A 17,890-nucleotide genomic window follows, 5' to 3' on the forward strand; every position below is an offset into this window, starting at 1 on the left:
GTGCCGGATATCAAGACCGATTTTACCACGAGCGGCAATCGACGCATGCCTCTGATTTCGGGAGATCAGGCCAGTCATGGGACCACCGAGGTGCATGACATCGCCAATGCCGATTTCCAGGAGACCCAGGCCAAACTGGGTGTGGGAACCTTGACCAATCGACATGCCGAATGCACGGATTGTCACAACCCGCATCGGGCACTGAAAAATCGGCAGTTCAATGCGTCCGGGGCGACTGGTGCGTCAACCCATCTGCATGATGCAGCGACCCAGCACAGCAACATTGCTTCCGGGGTGTTGCGGGGCATCTGGGGCGTGGAACCGACCTATTCCACCACCGCCTGGATGGATTTGCCTTCCAGTTACACCGTCGTGAAAGGGGATGGTGGCACGGGGGCATCGACTGCCCGCAGCAGCACCCATCTGACCCGTGAATATCAGGTGTGTCTCAAGTGTCATTCCGATTATGGCTACAGCGACAACAAGACCTATCCCACCGGCAACCGTCCCACCCTGGACAGTTTTACCGGTGGTACGACCTCCAATACCAATGGTCTGCTCCAGTATACCAATCAGGCCATGGAGTTTGCCGCCAACGCCAACGATGGTGGCACGGGAACCGATCAGAAGGAACCGGGAGGCAATCATCGTTCCTGGCATCCGGTCATCTGGCCCACCGGGCGCACGCTGACCATTCGGGGTGGGATGGCCAATCTCTGGGAGTCACCCTGGGGCGGGAGCAACTCCTTCATCGGCAATCTGACCATGTATTGCACCGATTGCCACGGCTCCGCCACCGGCACGGCCACGTCCACCCCGAACACGGGCAGTCCCTGGGGTCCCCACGGCTCGGTCAAGGATTTTATTCTCAAGGGGGATTGGAGCCTCTCCACAGGGTCTGGTCAGGAGACCACCGGTCTTTGTTTCAAATGCCACAAATATGGCAATTATGCGGTCAGAAACAGCACGCAAAGCGGTTTTTGTTGCGAAAAGGATACCAATCTGCATGGTTACCATGCCGACAAGATCGGCAAAATGCGGTGTTCCTGGTGTCATGTTGCCGTCCCGCATGGTTGGAAAAACAAGGCGTTTATTGTCAATCTGAACAAGGTTGGCCTGGAAGCGGGCAAGGCCAGCGATACCCAGGTGCGCAATGGTGGGACGGGAACCTACAGCGCAGCACCCTATTACATGAACGCGATCCTCAAGATCAAAACCTGGAAAGCCAGTGGCTCCTGGACGGCGGGCGATTGCGGGTCCAGTGGTGCGCCGGGTAATGGACAGACCGGTCGCAACTGGATGCGGGACGGCAGCGAAAATTGCGCCAGTCCACCTTGATGATTCATGGAGGGTTGCACATGTCATGAAGGTTGGGTGGCAGTGGCTGGGGTCCTTGCGTCTGACGGTTGGGGTCTTGCCGCTCCTGGTGGCCGGGGCGTGGTATGCCATGGCGACAGGTACCTCGCCCACCTGGGTGCTGGTGGGACCCTTCACCCTGTTTGCCATCAATCTGGGGGTGGCCTTGGCCATGACACCGGCCTTGCGGCAGCAGACCGCCCTGTTCGTTTTTCATCTTGCCCTGCTGGGCATGGTGGGGTTGCTTCTGGTCAGTCGGTTGACCTATTTGAAAGGGGTGGTGGAAATCACGACAGGATCCTTTTTTGAGGGTGCCCTGCTCCAGGAAGAACAAGGACCTTGGCATCCGGGAGCATTATCCGGGATCCGCTGGCGCAATATCGGGTTCGAGATTGACTATGCCCCAGGTTTGACCCGTGGCAAAACCCGCAATCAGGTCGAGTGGTGGGATGGCATGCAGTGGCAGCAACACACGATTGGTGATGATCAACCGCTCGTGGTATCGGGTTACCGTTTTTATACGACATCCAACAAAGGCTTTGCGCCGTTTTTTCTCTGGAAACCGGTAGAAAAGAGGGAAGCCAGCGCGGGTGGTGTGCATCTGCCGGGTTATCCCGCTGCCATGGTGCCAATCAGCACCTGGACCATTCCGGGCACTGCCATGACCGGAGAGATTGAATTGCGTCTGGATGAAAAGTTGGCCGATCTCGAACGAGCCTGGCAATTGCGCCTGCCGGTTGCGCATCATCTCATCCTGGCCATGCCGAGTGGTACATACTCGTTGCGGCCCGGAGAGCATGTGGACCTGCCGGAGGGACGATTGCTTTATCAGGGCCTGCAATTCTGGATGGGATATCGGGTCCTGTATGATGAGACCCGACCCTGGTTGCTGGCGGCGGCGCTGTTGGCCAGCATCAGCCTGGCGCTGCATTTTTGGCAAAAATTCAGGGTACCCCAATAAAAACGAATGAAAAACTGGGATGGAGGTCCAGGAGGAAGGGCTGTGCCCTTCCTCCTGGCAGGGTTTGGGGCAGCGCCCCAATAAAATTTTTCATGTCAAATCCATTTTTGAAAAGGTTCTGAACCAGCATCAGCCTGGCGCTGCATTTTTGGTAAAAATTCAGGGTACCCCAATAAAAACGAATGAAAAACTGGGATGGAGGTCCAAGAGGAAGGGCTGTGCCCTTCCTCTTGGCGGGGTTTGGGGCAGCGCCCCAATAAAATCTTTCATATCAAATCCATTTTTTAAAAGGTTCTGAATGGTTACGTTTATTTTCAATATAGTACATATAGATTAAATACATGAGAATGAACTGGAATCGATAACGGCTGATCGTTCCATAATTATGAATAAATGCGCTATGAAACAATATTGAAATACCAAAGAAAATATTGATAAAATAAAAATGCATGTTGATAAGTTTTTTGTGATATATTTTAACAATTATTGAAAATATTAAAATGATTACTATAATATTTTCTATGGATTGCATGATTTGAAATAAATTCTGTGCCTGCCAGGGTAATGGAGCCATTAAAAAAAATGGTATATTGGCAACCATATTCAATAATATATTCATGTAAGTTAAGTCTATATTGTTTGATTGATTGTATGTTAATTGTTTTATTAAAATATTTATGCTATCAATGGTCAGCCAATCTGAATAATAGTAAACAAATGATGATGATATTAATAAAAGTATAATATCTATTTTGTTTATATATGCTCTATATATAATTTTATAAATTATTATGGATGTAAAATATATGATTAATATTTGAAATTTTATGTACGCCAAAGGAATAATAAATAATATAGATATAAATGGCTGTGATTTAATAAATAATCCCACACTGATCAACAGAAAAAACATGATCAATGTTTCTCGCAAGGCAACTGAATTATAAATAAATAGGCTGGGATATAAAAGAAAAAACCATTCAGCTTTTCCATTAAGGATATCCATTTTTTTTAATATTAAATAAATCACAGAATATATAAAAATGTTGATCATGCCAATCGAGTAGAATGAATGAATGTATGGAATGGGCATGAGACTGAATATGCGTCCGGGAACATACAATGTCGGATACCCATTCATTCCCTCCCAATATATAGGATAGTCCGGGTGAATTTTTAAATAATACAATAGTAATCTACGCGCATATTGAGCCTCCTCAAGATAATTGACTTGATCCGTCATATAATTAACTGGAAGAAGTATTCCATTTACAATATAAACACAGGTAAGATGAAGTGAAAATATGAAATATATCGGCCATTTTACATGGGTAAACTTTAATATGAGAAAAATATAGACTACAATAAAAATTAAATTAACTAAGTCAGGATGGATTGATATGGATGCAGAAAATAAATTTAAAACGGGCCAAGATGCGGACCACCAATCATCAGGAACTGCCTTTGCTGTAATACCATTTGTAAGCAACATGATTTGTTATTCTACTGTGACACTCTTGGCCAGGTTTCTGGGCTGGTCCACATCCGTGCCTTTGAGAACAGCAATATGGTAGGCCAATAATTGCAGAGGCATGACATAGAGCAGAGGGGCGATGAATTCATCATGCGTGTCGAGCATGATACTGAAATTGGCGACGGTCGGAGAGTGTTGACCGGAACCAAGGCTGGAAATCAGAACCACCCGTCCGCCCCGCGCCTTGACCTCCTCCAGATTGCTGACCACCTTGTCGAACAAGTGATCCCGGGGTGCCACCACCACGACCGGCAACTCTTCGTCAATCAAGGCGATGGGACCATGCTTCATTTCGCCGGCGGCATACCCTTCGGCGTGAATATAGGAAATTTCCTTGAGTTTCAAGGCACCCTCCAGGGCAATCGGAAAACAGGTGCCTCGGCCCAGAAAGAGAAACCCGGTGGCATGCATCAACTCTTTGGCAATTTCCAGGATGGCGTCGTCGTGCGTGAGAATCCGGTCCATATGCGAAGGGACACGTTGCAGTTGCGCCACAAGCTGCTGTTCCTGGGCCAGGGGAAGACGGCCCTTGGCCCGACCCAGGGCGATGGCCAGACAGGCCAATACGGCCAGTTGGGTGGTAAACGCCTTGGTGGAGGCGACACCAATTTCCGGTCCGGCACGGGTATAAAGTACGGCATCAGCCTCCCGGGCAATGGTGGATTCCGGGACGTTGACAATGGCCAGGACCGGTTGTCCAGCCGCTTTGACATGCCGCAGGCAGGCCAGGGTATCCGCCGTCTCCCCGCTTTGGGAAATAACGACGGTCATGCCCATTTCGGCCAATGGCGGCTGCCGATACCGAAATTCGGAAGCCACATCCACTCCCACCGGAATACCTGCCAATCCCTCGATCCAATATTTGGCCACCAGACCGGCATGATACGAGGTGCCACAAGCCACCACATTGACAAACCGCACCTTGGAAAAATCCGGATGGGCTGGAAAATCGATGATCCGTTGTTCAAGCGGATTGAGAAACTCTTTCAAGGTCTGGGCAATGGCGGTGGGTTGCTCGAAAATTTCCTTTTGCATGAAATGGCGATAGGGCCATTTTTCAGTGAGTTCGGCACTGACCTGGGAAAGTTTGATCGTCCGTTCGACCGGTTGACCCTCCGGGTCGATGATGCGCACGGCGTTGCGCTGTAATATGGCAATATCGTTGTCATTCAGATAGATCATGCGCCGGGTATAGGGGACAAGGGGCGTGGCATCGGAAGCGATGAAATTTTCCCCTTGACCCAAACCCAGAATCAGCGGACTGCTGCGCCGGGTGGCGATCAGCATGTCTGGATAGTCCTGAAAAAGAATCCCCAGGGCAAAGGCCCCGGTCAACCGCTTGATCACCGTACTCACGGCGGTAACGGGATCGGCTCCCTGATTCAGTTGGTGCTGAATGAGATGCGGCACGATCTCCGTATCGGTGTCGGAGAGCAGCGTCACACCCTGAGACTGCAACTCCTGCCGCAGTTCCAGATAATTTTCAATGATGCCATTGTGAACCACCACCACGCCGGCAGAACGGTGCGGATGGGCATTGCGTTCGGTGGGGGGACCGTGCGTGGCCCAGCGGGTATGACCAATGCCGATAAATCCGATCAGAGGGTGTTCGGCGAGCTGGTTGCCCAGGTTGGATAATTTTCCCGTGGCACGGCGGAGATGGATGGTTTCTTTATAGACGACCGCAACGCCGGCAGAATCATAGCCACGATACTCCAGGCGTTTAAGTCCTTCCATGAGCAGCGGCGTGACATTCCGTTCCCCGATGACACCAATGATGCCGCACATGGTTGACCTCTATTTTTGAGTTTTGCGGCGGGAGTGCCAGTCGGGGATGATTCGTTGTGGTGCGCGGGTAATGGCCAATGCGTTGGGTGGGACATCGCTGGTCAGCGTTGTCCCGGCACCGACCACGGCACCGGCACCAATGCGCACCGGGGCCACCAATTCGGTGTTGGAACCGATGAATACCCCATCATCGATGGTGGTTCCATGCTTGTGGACCCCGTCATAATTACAGGTGATGGTTCCGGCCCCAATGTTGACATTTTGGCCGATCTGGGCATCTCCGATGTAGGTCAGATGATTGACCTTGGAGCCCTGGCCGATGGTGGATTTTTTGATTTCGACAAAATTTCCCACCCGCGCCTTGGCTTTCAGGATGGCCGAGGGACGCAGGCGGGCGTAGGGACCGACCGTGTTGGGACCTTGCAACTCTGCCCCTTCCAGATGGCAAAAGGCAAGAATTTCACAACCATCTCCGATATGACTGGACGTAATCTGGCAATGCGGTCCAATCCGGCATCCCTGACCAATGGTCACCCCTGGTCCAAGGATCACCCCTGGCAGGATGGTGGTGTCGGCCCCGATGGTGACATCGGCTGCCAGCCAGCAGGATCCTGGATCCATGAAGGTAACCCCGGCATCCATCCAGCGACCGATCAACCGGTCCCGGAAAGCAGCTTCCATGGTTGCCAGTTGCCGACGGCTGTTGATGCCGGCCAGGGAGATGCTGTCATGGTGATGGAACACGCCGACTGGTTTGCCACCCAGCGTCGCATCCTGCACGGCCATGGCAATGATATCGGTCAGATAATACTCTCCCTGGGCATTCTGGGGGGTGATTTGCCGCAGCCAGTTTTCCAGGCGATCCATGGAGAGACAGTAGGTTCCGGTATTGATTTCCGTAATGGCACGGGTCTGGGGATCGGCATCTTTTTCTTCCACCACGCGCAGCAACTGGCAATCGGCCCCTCGCACAATCCGTCCGTAGCCATCCGGCGGTACCTGGGTGGTGGTCACAAGGGTCAAGGCACGTTGGTGACGACGGTGATCTTCCAGGAGTGCGGTCAGGGTGGAGGCTGCCAGCAGTGGGGTATCGCCACTCAAAATCAGGAGATCGCGTTGCGCCGAGTTGGTCAGGGCAGGCAGGGCAGGCAGCGCTGTCAAAACGGCGTGCCCAGTGCCCAATTGTTGTTCCTGATCCACCCAGACGATATCCGGGGCGGAGAGCAGGGATTTGACCTGCCCGGCACCATGTCCAACCACAACCGCTATGCGCGAAGGCCGCAGGGCACGTGCTGCACCCAGAACATGGGCCAGAAGGGGACGAAACGCCAGATGATGCAAGACTTTGGGAACCGATGAGTGCATCCGGGTGCCGCGCCCGGCTGCCAGTATCAACACAGCGCAATCATGCATGAGCGTGACCCCGAAAAAAAACGTATGAAAGACTGGGATGGGGGTCCAGGGGGAAGGGCTGCGCCCTTCCCCCTGGCGGGGTTCGGGGCAGCGCCCCGACAAATACCTATCTCAACCGATTAATGTCAAAGCAGCGCCCCAACAAGCGCCCGTTTCAACCGGTCAACGCTTGACAGGGCCGGTCAGGGCGAGGCAAGCCTCGGCAAATGCAAGGCGATCCTGACATGCCGCAAGGTTCGGATCTTCAGGGGAGAGTCCGTGCAGGGCTTCTTTGGCCTGATTGTATTCGTGGCTGGCGGCATTGGCATTCACGTCATTTTCGGAGATGGCCCGATCCACCAGGACGGTGACCTGATTGCGATAGACCTGGGCAAACCCTTTGGAGATGGCGTAACGTTCGCCTTTATCGACATCACCGATGATCAAATGTCCGGCTTTCACACCCGAGAGGAAAGAGGTGTGTCCCGGCAGGACACCAAACAACCCTTCCTGGCCAGGGATGGTGACCATTCTGGCTTCGGTGGTGAGGAGGAGCTTTTCCGGTGTGACCACTTCCAGTTGCAAGTTCTCCATGGTCTTCCTTCGCGCACGCTTGGTTACTGGGCCAGACGCCGGGCCTTTTCCTTGACCTCATCCATGGTACCGACCATGTAGAAGGCGGCCTCGGGCAGGTCATCATGCTTGCCTTCCACGACATCCTTGAAGCCCTGGATGGTTTCTTTCAGGGGGACGAGGACCCCTTTCTGGCCGGTGAAGGCTTCGGCGACATGGAAGGGTTGCGAGAGGAAGCGCTGAATTTTACGGGCACGGCTCACGACCAGCTTGTCGTCTTCCGAGAGTTCATCCATGCCCAGGATGGCGATGATGTCTTGGAGGGATTTATAGGTTTGCAGGGTTCTCTGCACTTCGCGGGCCACCCGATAATGTTCCTCGCCCACCACGCGGGGGTCCAGGATGCGGGAGGTGGAGTCCAGGGGGTCCACGGCGGGGTAGATACCGATTTCCGCGATCTGTCTGGAGAGTACGGTGGTGGCATCCAGGTGGGAGAAGGCGGTGGCCGGGGCCGGGTCGGTCAGGTCGTCGGCGGGGACGTAAATGGCCTGCACCGAGGTGATGGAGCCATTTTTGGTTGTCGTGATGCGTTCCTGGAGGGCACCCATGTCCGTGGAGAGGGTGGGCTGGTAGCCCACAGCGGAGGGGATGCGACCCAGCAGGGCCGACACTTCGGAGCCGGCCTGGGTAAAGCGGAATATGTTGTCGATGAAGAGCAGCACGTCCTGGCCGGCCACATCCCGGAAATATTCGGCGACGGTCAGGCCGGTCAGGCCGACGCGGGCGCGGGCACCTGGGGGTTCATTCATCTGACCGTAGATCAGGGCGGCCTTGGAATTTTTCCAGTTGCCCGGGTCGATGACCTTGGACTCGATCATTTCGTGGTAGAGGTCGTTGCCTTCGCGGGTGCGTTCGCCGACGCCGGCGAAGACCGAGAAGCCGCCATGTCCCTGGGCCACGTTGTTGATGAGTTCCATGATGAGGACGGTCTTGCCGACTCCGGCTCCACCGAAGAGGCCGATCTTGCCGCCTTTGGAGTAGGGGGCGAGGAGGTCGATGACCTTGATGCCGGTTTCGAGAATTTCGGCTTCGGTGGATTGATCCACGAAGGCCGGGGCGGGGCGATGGATGGGGAAGTAATCCGTGGTGTCCACCGGGCCGAGGCCATCCTGGGGGTCGCCGACGACGTTGAGGATGCGGCCCAGGGTGGGATTGCCCACCGGGATGCGGATCGGGGCACCGGTATCGATGGCCTCCTGACCGCGGACCAGACCATCCGAACTGTGCATGGCAATGGTGCGCACAGTTCCCTCGCCGAGGTGCTGAGCCACTTCCAGAACGACCCGGTCACCATTGGGACGCTTCAGGTGGAGGGCATTGAGAATGGCGGGCAGCTCCCCATCGAACCGAACGTCGACCACAGGGCCGACCACTGAAATCACCCGTCCTACCTTTTCGCTCATCACGCAGACTCCGTTGATAGCATTCTGTCGTTCTGCTGTGCCCGGTCAGGGCACGGATCCCGGGGGGTCACTCTTTCAAATCAGCCTTTCAAGCTTTCGGCACCGCCGATGATTTCCATCAACTCGGTGGTGATGGCGGCCTGGCGGGTACGATTGTATTTGATGGTCAGTTTGCGAATCATGTCATCGGCATTGCGCACGGCGTTATCCATCGCGGTCATGCGCGAGCCTTGCTCCGAGGCATCGGATTCAACCAGGGCCTGGAATATTTGTACAGCAATGTTACGCGGCAGGAGAACGTTCAGGAGTTCCTCTTCGGAAGGTTCGTAGAGAAAACTGCCTTGTTCTTGTTGTTCCTTTTTGGCTGCTGCTTTGGGTGCTGTTGTTGCGGCGGGCTGCGGAACCGGAATGATCTGCCGCCAGGTCAGTTCTTGCGACATGGCGGATTTGAAGGTGTTGAACACCGTGTAGCACACATCGAACTCTCTGTTTTCAAAAGCCTTAAGCAGATCACCGGCCACCTCTTGCTCGGCAACCTGGAAACTGATGCGGCGACTCAATCCGGAGTGAACCTTGCGTATGTTGGATCCAAACTGGCGTTTCAGGACATCATGGCCCTTGCGTCCGACACAGGAGAGGGAGACCTGAAACCCTTCCTGTTGCAACTTGATGATACGGCTGCGCACGGCCCGGATGATGGTGCTGTTGAAACTGCCGCACAGACCCCGATCCGAGGTAAACACCACCAGTTCCACCTTGCGTCCGTCAGGACCGCGTCCGGCCAGGAGCGGGGGGGCACCATCCTGATTTCCCACGGCGGCGGCAAGGGAGTGCAGGATATGTTGCATGCGCTCGCTGTAAGGTCTGGTGGCCATGGTACGTTCCTGGGAACGACGCAACTTGGCAGCCGACACCATTTTCATGGCTTTGGTGATCTGCTTGGTGCTTTTGACAGATCGGATGCGATTGCGAAGGATCTTCAGGTTGGCCATGATCCGTATTTCCCGTTATGAGGTATGCATGAGATTCTGCACCACTTCCAGTTCCTCGATGGTGGGAGGGACATCGGCGGCATCATGGTCGTTGAATCTGGCAATGAAGGTCGTCAAGGCACTCATCAGATCCTGTTCGGTTTTTTCCGAAATCTTTTCTTCCTTGCGGATGGTTTCCAGGAGTTCTTTCTGACTGGTGCGGAAGTGATCCAGGATGCCCCGTTCCACATCGGTCACTTTGCGGACCACGACATCATCCAACAGGCCCCGGGTTCCGGCGAACAGGACGACGGCCTGTTCTTCCATGGAGAGGGGCTGATATTGGGGTTGTTTAAGAAGTTCCATGAGGCGCTCGCCCCGGTGGATCAGCTTCCGGGTGGAGGCATCCAGGTCGGATCCGAACTGGGCGAAGGCGGCCATTTCGCGGAACTGGGCCAAGTCGAGGCGGAGGGATCCGGCCACCTGTTTGGTTGCTTTCACCTGGGCCGAACCGCCCACCCGGGAGACCGACAGACCCACGGAGATGGCGGGGCGCATGCCCGAGTAGAACAGATCGGCTTCCAGAAAGATCTGACCATCGGTGATGGAAATCACGTTGGTCGGAATGTAGGCTGACACGTCACCGCCCTGAGTTTCGATGACCGGCAACGCGGTCAGCGAGCCGCCGCCGTTGGCATCGTTGAGCTTGGCGGCCCGTTCCAGCAGGCGGGAGTGGAGATAGAAAACGTCACCGGGATAGGCTTCGCGACCGGGGGGACGCCGCAGGATCAACGACATTTGCCGGTAGGCCACAGCCTGTTTGGACAGGTCATCGTAGACGATCAGGGCATGCATGCCATTGTCGCGGAAATACTCGCCCATGGCGCATCCGCCGTAGGGGGCCAGAAACTGCATGGGGGCCGGATCCGAGGCGGTGGCGGCGACGACGGTGGTGTATTCCATGGCCCCGTAGGTCTCCAGGGTTTTGACGACCTGGGCCACGGTGGAGCGTTTCTGGCCGATGGCCACGTAGACGCAGTAGACCGGTTTGGCGGTCTGGTGGGTCCGTTTCTGGTTGATGATCGTATCGACGGCCACGGCGGTTTTGCCGGTTTGCCGGTCGCCGATGATCAATTCGCGCTGGCCGCGCCCGATGGGCACCAGGGCATCCAGGGCCTTGAGGCCGGTATAGAGGGGTTCATGCACCGATTTGCGGGGCAGAATGCCGGGGGCGACGGTTTCCACCAGGCGGCGTTCCGTGGTTTCAATAGGTCCCTTGCCGTCAATGGGGGTACCCAGGGCATCCACGACCCGACCCAGGAGGGCTTTGCCGACCGGCACGTCCACGATGCGTTGGGTCCGTTTGACCACGGTTCCTTCGTGGATGTGGGTATCGTCCCCGAAGATCACCACGCCGACGTTGTCTTCTTCGAGGTTGAGGGCCATGCCCTGTGTGCCATCCTCGAAGGCGACCAGCTCGCCGGCCATGACCTTGTCCAGGCCGTAGACGCGGGCGATACCGTCTCCGACCGCGAGCACCTGCCCGACTTCGGATACTTCGGCCTCCTGGCCGAATTCGGCGATTTGTTTTTTAAGGATACTGCTGATTTCGGCGACGCTGATTTGCATCACTTACCCCGTCATGTGAGCTTTGAGACGATGCAACCGGCTGCGGATGGAGTAATCCCACATCACGCTACCAATCCTGACCACCAGACCACCGAGAAGTTCGGGTTTTTCCTCCACCTCGACCGAGGCTTCGCTGCCCGTGACTTCGGACATGACCGTTTCCAGGCGTTTAATATGGGCCTTGGTGAGGGGCATGGGGGTCTGGACATTGACAATGATGCGGCCACTGCGCCTTTCCACATCATGATGATAGGCGGCAGCAATCTCCTCAAAATAACTCATGCGCCGCTTTTTCACCAGCAATCCCAAAAAATTTCCGGTCAATGGCGAGGGTACTGCCTGTTGCAGATAGGAATTGATCACATCCTGTTGATTTTTCAAGGCCGCAGTCGGGCTGGTCAGCAGCGCGGCCAGTCCGGGGGTGGTTTTATACACCTCCAGAAAGTTTGCCAGATCGCTGCCGACGGTATCCAGCATATTCTGTTCCGAGGCCAGATCGGCCAGGGCCGCCGCATAGCGCCGCGCCAACATGTTTACCCGCACATTTCGCTCCTATTAAGGTCTACACCCCGTGCCTGCGGGGGAACCGAAGCCAAGTCGGCCAGGCCCGCTGCATGGCGAGGCCTATCCCCACGCTAGGTGAGGAAACTCCACTCTGGATCAACCGTGACACATCACTACCACACTCAAGCAACTGGGTGCAACGCCCCCTCGTTTTCCCATGAAAAAAAAATTCTCCCTGCGTACCGTTACTGAACAGCAGGAAAATATTGCCAGGGCTTCCACTCTGGATCCAGGCTCACGCTGCCTGGATTTCCGAAAAGCATGTTTATTGACAAACAGATCGCCGATAAAGGTGCTTGCGCGTTTTGTTGCCTTGATCCAAAATCAAAGCCAAGCCATTTCGGTAGGGGTGGAAATTTTTGCAGGACGAATTCCCCGGGTGTCCGGTTGGGCACATCCTGGAAAAAATTCGCATATAAGCGTTGTTTTTGAACAGCATCCGAGGAAAACGGCCATGCGACGTCTGGGATTTGGAATTTTTGTGGTGCTGCCCATTCTGGAGATTCTGTTCATGGCCCGGGTGGGACACCAGATTGGCATTGTCAGTGTCTTGTCGCTGTTTTTGCTTTCGGGAGTCTGGGGTGTTTTTTTGATCCGGCGGGCCGGCCTGCGCACCCTGCGTGCCTGGCAGGAGAGCCTGGAACGCCATGAACCCCCCGGTAACGCCCTGTTGGATGGGTTGATCTATCTCCTGGCGGGTGTTCTCCTGGTGGTTCCGGGATTTATAACCGATTTTCTGGCCCTGCTGCTGCTCTTTCCGCCGACCCGCTTTTTCCTGAAGCAATGGTTGCTCTGGTACGTTGGCATCCGGGTCGATAGAAGCCGGAAGGCAGCACACCATCCCGGTGGACCGGCGGCTGGTTTCGGCCACCAGCAAACCATCGATGGCGAGTTTCGCCGCGAAGATCCCTGAAGGCCTTGATCATCGTTTATTCGGTAACGGGGTCCAGGGGGCTGGCTCCCTGGCAGGTCCAGGACGGAGTCCTGGCGGGGTATGGGGCGGAGCCCCATGCTGTTTTTTCGCCCCCCTTTTCCCAGAATTTTTTTGCGCTGTTTGCAAAAAAAATTCCAGGGGGCGGGCCATGGTCCGACTCTTGGCGCGTTGTTCAGCGCCAAGAGTCGGACGTATTGCAGGTTTTTCAAAAAAAAGCACTCATCGTGGTCGAATGGATGATCATGGCTTCCCTGGACAAGAATCAACGTCCTGTTTTTCTCCGCCGCCGCGTCTCCATTGTGCATCCATGGAAAGGAAAGACTTTCCAGGACTGCTGTGCATCATGGAAAGGAAAAACTTTCCAGGACCGCCTCCACCTGGGTATGGGGAACAGCCCCTGGACGCAACAGGGTGATGCCTCTTTCATCCACCCGGACCACGGTCGAAGGCAGGCTGGTCGGCGCACAACGACCCGGTACCACCGCCGCCACCCCCCGGGGCCACATGTGTTGCACGGTCGCCGCATCCCGGGCCGGTTCCCCGCCACTCGGATTGGCACTCGTCGAAACCAACGGTCGCCCCCAGGCCCGCAACAACGCCGCCACCCGGGGAGCCGAGGAAAGCCGGACCGCCAAGTGATCGCCCCCGCCAGTCAACAATGGAGAGAGACCCGGCAACGCCGGCAATACAAGCGTCAAGGGACCCGGCCAGAATCGATCCATGACTTCCTGCGCCAGGCGCGATGGCGGTAAAATCAGGTCAGCCAGTTGCCTCCTGCTGCCCACCAGGATGATCACGCCCTTGCTCGCCTCCCGTCCCTTCAAGGCAAGCAATCCCGCCAGGGCACCATCATGAAATGGATCCACCCCCAACCCGAATACCGTCTCGGTCGGATAGGCAATGATCTCCCCCCGGTGCAGGGCAGAGACGGCTTTGGCGATGGGGTGGCGGGACATCGATTTCACATGGAACCCTGGCAAAATATGTCTTATCGTGAAGCAAGGAGTCAGGGTTTTCAGTCAGAATCGGGGAAAGAAATGACAATAGCAACCATGACCGTCAATGGGCAAGTCACTATTCCGAAAAAAATCAGGGATTTGTTGCACCTTTGTCCCGGTGACCGGGTGGATATTGTTGTGCAGGAGGACAATAAAATCCTCATTCGACCCGTGAAAGTGGAACTGGATGACCTGTACGGTATCCTGCATCGGCCCGAACAGCCTGTGGTCACTCTGGAGGAGATGGATGCGGCCATTGTCCGGAGGGCTTGCGCTACCATGGATAATCTCACTTGATTGGTTTGGATACCAACGTTCTGGTGCGTTTTCTGCTTCGCGACGATCCTGTACAAAGCCAAAAGGTACGTGACTTTATGAATTCGCATTGCACCGAGGCGTCGCCCTGCCTGATTTCCAGTATTGTACTGTGCGAGCTGGCCTGGGTACTGGAGTCCTGTTTTTCTTATTCAAAACATGAAATTCATGAGGTTTTGGCAAGAGTTCTCCAAACATCCCGGCTGCGGGTCGAAAATGTCAATGCCGCGCAAGCTGCCCTGCGCGATTGCCATAAAACAGGAGCGGATTTTTCTGACAGCTTGATTGGCCGACTCAACCGACTGTCCGAGTGTGACTATACGGCTACCTTTGATAAACGTGCGGGGCGTTTACCAATGTTCCGAATATTATAGCCATGCAAAGTGACCCCGCAAATCCTGATCCTGTTCTTGAAAGCATGTAGTGAGCTTGGCTGATCCAGACCCGGACCCTGCCCACCTGCCTTCCCTTGCCTTGCCCCCCGAAAAAATTCATGATGCACCCCGGGGGATTGGGATGGTTCGTGAGTGCATGATCTGTCGGGAAACAGGATGAGACGGCATGGCGGAAATCAATCGAAAAGAAGAAACGCTCCTGGGCATTGCTCGTATCGATGAAGATCACGGCAAGCTGGTCGATCTTCTGGGGCGGTTGCTGGCGATTGGCAGCCATCAGGAAGGGCTGAATGAAATCAATGGCATTCTGGGTGAGTTGGACCAGTTGACCCACGCGCATTTCGCCCGGGAGGAACGCATGTTGCGGGAGCATCGGTATCCGGGCTTGGTGCTGCATGTGGATGCGCATCGCGAAATCAAGAATCGCCTGGATGAAATCAAATACTCCCTGCTGCAAAAAGGCCCCAGCCATCTCCTGAACGCCCGCCTGGAGGAATTTTTGGAATATTGGCTGCTGCGGCATGTCCGGGAGATGGATCAGGCGTATGCCGATTATTTTTCGGCACAGGGCATTCGCCCCGATCCCGAATGAACGCTTCGGGTTGGTTTGCCTCAACTGTCCGCGTCATGCCCAATGAGTGGGGTCGAAATATCTTGAGGTGATGCGTGCGCCTGTCTGACGTGGATATCCTGGAAAAACTGAAAAACGGTCAGATCGTCATCGATCCTCCGCCTGCCGACGAGTGTATCGGGTCATTTTCCATTGATGTGCGCCTGGGCAACCGTTTCCAGATTTTCCAGCCGCCGCAGATTCCCTACCTGGATCTGGCCGATCCGGACAGCCCCTATGCCGTCAAGGCGGAGACCATGCAGGAGGTGGTCATTGAGCCGGGGAAAAAATTTTTTTTGCACCCGGGCGAGTTTGCCCTGGGCATGACCGTGGAACGGGTCCGTCTGGCCCATGACATTGTCGGTTGGCTGGATGGCCGCAGCAGTCTGGCCCGGGTGGGACTCATGGTTCACATCACGGCCCATGCCATCGATCCGGGCTGGGATGGGCATGTGACCTTCGAATTTTTCAATGCCGGTCGCCTTCCATTGGCCTTGAAACCCGGCATTCGCATCGGGGCAATCTCTTTTGAAGCCCTGCAATCTCCCACCAGCCGCCCCTATGGTCGCAAACGCGGGGCAAAATACCAGGGCCAGCAAGGGCCACTCCCCAGCCGGATTGCTGCGGATGATTGTTCCTGATTTTTTTTTTGGGAACTCTCCGCGCCATTCCCTGACAAAGAGATCATGCACAAGAAATTTTTTGTGGTGTGCGTATGGGCTTATGTCGGGACGGGCATTCCGGTCCGGGTTGTCAGGGTCGAAAGCAGCGCGGGGGAGATCACAGGATGTATATTGTCATCATGTCAGCCGAGTGTACGCCTGTCGCCAAGGTTGGGGGATTGGCGGATATGGTGTTTGGTCTGAGCCGGGAGCTGGGCCAGAGGGGCCATGTCGTCGAACTCATGTTGCCCCGTTACGATTGCATGCGCCACGATCAGGTCTGGGGCATGCAGGTGGCCCGGGAAGATTTATGGGTTCCCTGGTGGGATGGTGCCATTCGCTGTACCGTCTGGTTTGGACTGGTCCATGGCATCCGCTGCTATTTTCTCGAATCCCACTCCCAGGACAATTTTTTCAATCGGGGAACCTGCTACGGATTCAATGATGAAACGATGCGTTTTGCCTTTTTCAGCAAGGCGGCGCTGGAGTTTTTGTTGGTGGCCGACAAGCGTCCGGATGTGATCCATACCCACGACTGGCAGACAGCCTTGACCGGCACCCTGTTGTACGAAATTTATCAACAACAGGGGATGGAACATTGCCGGGTGTGCCACACCATCCACAATTTTCGCCACCAGGGTGTTGCCGGTACCGACATTCTCAAGGCCACCGGTCTCAACCGGCCCAAATATTTTTTGGATCCGGACCGTTTGCAGGATGATACGAATCCCATGGCCATCAATTTTACCAAGGGTGGTGTGGTGTACGGGAATTTTGTCACCACGGTTTCCCGACGGCATGCCTGGGAAGCGCGGTTCAGTGACCAGGGTTTTGGCATGGGGCATGCGCTGCACATCCATCAAAACAAATTTGGTGGCATCCTCAACGGGCTGGATTACGACATGTGGAATCCGCAGACCGATCCCTTGATTCCCCACCACTATGATACGGATGATCTGGCCGGCAAGAGTCAGAACAAGGGTGCCCTGCGGCAACGTCTGTCGCTGGCGGTGAACGACAAACCGATTGTTGCCTACGTTGGACGTCTGGACACCCAGAAGGGGATCCCGTTGATTCGGCATGCCTTGTTTACGGCCATCTGGAACAATGCACAGTTTGTGTTGCTGGGAGCCAGTCCGGAAAATGGCATCAACGACCACTTTTTGCACCTGAAAGAGTATCTCAAGGACAATTCTGATTGCCACATCAAGATTGGTTATAATGAGGAACTGGCCCATTTGATTTATGCGGGTGCCGACATGTGTGTTGTTCCCAGCCTTTATGAGCCGTGCGGTCTTTCGCAAATGATTGCGCTCCGCTATGGTACCATACCGGTGGTGCGGGCCGTGGGTGGATTGGCCGATACCATTTTTGACTGGGACTATGCCACCCTGCCCCGCGAGCAACGCAATGGTTTTGTTTTTGAACACCCTGACAATCCGGGTATTGAATCGGCCTTGCTGCGTGCCCTGGGGCTTTACAAGGAACGGCGTGATTTGTGGCGGCAATTGCTGACGACCGGCATGAAGAACGATTTTTCCTGGCGCAACTCGGCGGGAGATTATCTGAACATTTACGAATTCATCCGGCACAAATAAATGGCGTCCACTTTGAGATGTGTATTTTTCAAACAGCGATGATCGTCTTTTCGGCCATCGGCAGGGGCTTGCCAATAACGGGGTCCAGGGGCGCTGGCTCCCTGGCAGGTCCAGGACAGAGTCCTGGCGGGGTTTGGGGCGGAGCCC

At 55.1% G+C, this 17,890-nt stretch carries 17 protein-coding genes; 8 read left to right on the forward strand and 9 right to left on the reverse strand.

Annotation, left to right across the window (positions count from 1 at the left end; translation table 11 throughout):
• A partial coding sequence (locus HQL65_06705) for a hypothetical protein (GenBank protein ID MBF0135912.1) occupies nucleotides 1-1,338 on the forward strand: 1,338 nt, incomplete at its 5' end.
• 25 nt (nucleotides 1,339-1,363) lie between these two features.
• A complete protein-coding gene (locus tag HQL65_06710) occupies nucleotides 1,364-2,317 on the forward strand; it encodes a hypothetical protein (protein ID MBF0135913.1) in 954 nt (317 codons plus the stop codon).
• Nucleotides 2,318-2,588: 271 nt separating this feature from the next.
• Here the strand turns inward: HQL65_06710 and HQL65_06715 are convergent, their stop codons facing one another.
• From HQL65_06715 to atpH, 8 genes are all read right to left on the reverse strand, one after another.
• The gene (locus HQL65_06715) at nucleotides 2,589-3,809 is read right to left on the reverse strand and encodes a hypothetical protein (protein ID MBF0135914.1); all 1,221 of its coding nucleotides are present in this window, start codon (nucleotides 3,807-3,809) and stop codon (nucleotides 2,589-2,591) included.
• 6 nt (nucleotides 3,810-3,815) lie between these two features.
• Nucleotides 3,816-5,639, reverse strand: a complete 1,824-nt coding sequence (gene glmS / locus HQL65_06720; GenBank protein ID MBF0135915.1) for a glutamine--fructose-6-phosphate transaminase (isomerizing) — start codon at nucleotides 5,637-5,639, stop codon at nucleotides 3,816-3,818.
• Between the two features lie 9 nt (nucleotides 5,640-5,648).
• Nucleotides 5,649-7,052 carry a bifunctional UDP-N-acetylglucosamine diphosphorylase/glucosamine-1-phosphate N-acetyltransferase GlmU gene (gene glmU, locus HQL65_06725; GenBank protein ID MBF0135916.1) on the reverse strand — a complete coding sequence of 468 codons (1,404 nt, stop codon included), beginning with the start codon at nucleotides 7,050-7,052 and terminating at the stop codon, nucleotides 5,649-5,651.
• Between the two features lie 162 nt (nucleotides 7,053-7,214).
• Nucleotides 7,215-7,625, reverse strand: coding sequence for an ATP synthase F1 subunit epsilon (atpC, locus tag HQL65_06730; protein MBF0135917.1), 411 nt, complete (start codon nucleotides 7,623-7,625; stop codon nucleotides 7,215-7,217).
• A 23-nt stretch (nucleotides 7,626-7,648) separates the two neighbouring features.
• Nucleotides 7,649-9,070, reverse strand: a complete 1,422-nt coding sequence (atpD, locus tag HQL65_06735) for a F0F1 ATP synthase subunit beta (protein MBF0135918.1) — start codon at nucleotides 9,068-9,070, stop codon at nucleotides 7,649-7,651.
• A gap of 77 nt (nucleotides 9,071-9,147) precedes the next feature.
• Nucleotides 9,148-10,059 (reverse strand): F0F1 ATP synthase subunit gamma, encoded by a 912-nt coding sequence (locus HQL65_06740; protein MBF0135919.1) that lies wholly within the window; start codon nucleotides 10,057-10,059, stop codon nucleotides 9,148-9,150.
• A 15-nt stretch (nucleotides 10,060-10,074) separates the two neighbouring features.
• On the reverse strand, nucleotides 10,075-11,667 hold the full coding sequence (locus tag HQL65_06745; protein MBF0135920.1) for a F0F1 ATP synthase subunit alpha: 1,593 nt from the start codon (nucleotides 11,665-11,667) through the stop codon (nucleotides 10,075-10,077).
• Between the two features lie 3 nt (nucleotides 11,668-11,670).
• Nucleotides 11,671-12,210 (reverse strand): ATP synthase F1 subunit delta, encoded by a 540-nt coding sequence (gene atpH, locus HQL65_06750; GenBank protein MBF0135921.1) that lies wholly within the window; start codon nucleotides 12,208-12,210, stop codon nucleotides 11,671-11,673.
• Nucleotides 12,211-12,685: 475 nt separating this feature from the next.
• On the opposite strand from atpH, the gene HQL65_06755 reads away from it, so the two are divergent.
• On the forward strand, nucleotides 12,686-13,144 hold the full coding sequence (locus HQL65_06755) for an FxsA family protein (protein MBF0135922.1): 459 nt from the start codon (nucleotides 12,686-12,688) through the stop codon (nucleotides 13,142-13,144).
• Between the two features lie 362 nt (nucleotides 13,145-13,506).
• On the opposite strand, the gene HQL65_06760 is transcribed toward HQL65_06755, so the two are convergent.
• Nucleotides 13,507-14,130, reverse strand: coding sequence for a threonylcarbamoyl-AMP synthase (locus tag HQL65_06760; protein ID MBF0135923.1), 624 nt, complete (start codon nucleotides 14,128-14,130; stop codon nucleotides 13,507-13,509).
• 72 nt (nucleotides 14,131-14,202) lie between these two features.
• Between HQL65_06760 and HQL65_06765 the strand changes: the two genes are divergently transcribed.
• The 5 genes from HQL65_06765 (at nucleotide 14,203) to HQL65_06785 (ending at nucleotide 17,743) form a co-directional block, all read left to right on the forward strand.
• A complete protein-coding gene (locus HQL65_06765) occupies nucleotides 14,203-14,460 on the forward strand; it encodes an AbrB/MazE/SpoVT family DNA-binding domain-containing protein (GenBank protein MBF0135924.1) in 258 nt (85 codons plus the stop codon).
• Nucleotides 14,457-14,852, forward strand: a complete 396-nt coding sequence (locus HQL65_06770; GenBank protein MBF0135925.1) for a type II toxin-antitoxin system VapC family toxin — start codon at nucleotides 14,457-14,459, stop codon at nucleotides 14,850-14,852. Before HQL65_06765 ends, HQL65_06770 begins: the two co-directional genes overlap by 4 nt.
• A 187-nt stretch (nucleotides 14,853-15,039) precedes the next feature.
• A complete protein-coding gene (locus HQL65_06775) occupies nucleotides 15,040-15,465 on the forward strand; it encodes a hemerythrin family protein (protein MBF0135926.1) in 426 nt (141 codons plus the stop codon).
• Nucleotides 15,466-15,539: 74 nt separating this feature from the next.
• On the forward strand, nucleotides 15,540-16,124 hold the full coding sequence (gene dcd / locus HQL65_06780; protein MBF0135927.1) for a dCTP deaminase: 585 nt from the start codon (nucleotides 15,540-15,542) through the stop codon (nucleotides 16,122-16,124).
• 146 nt (nucleotides 16,125-16,270) lie between these two features.
• A complete protein-coding gene (locus HQL65_06785; protein ID MBF0135928.1) occupies nucleotides 16,271-17,743 on the forward strand; it encodes a glycogen synthase in 1,473 nt (490 codons plus the stop codon).
• Nucleotides 17,744-17,890: the final 147 nt, after the last annotated feature.

The sequence above is a fragment of the Magnetococcales bacterium genome (assembly GCA_015228935.1).
Classification (GTDB): domain Bacteria; phylum Pseudomonadota; class Magnetococcia; order Magnetococcales; family DC0425bin3; genus HA3dbin3.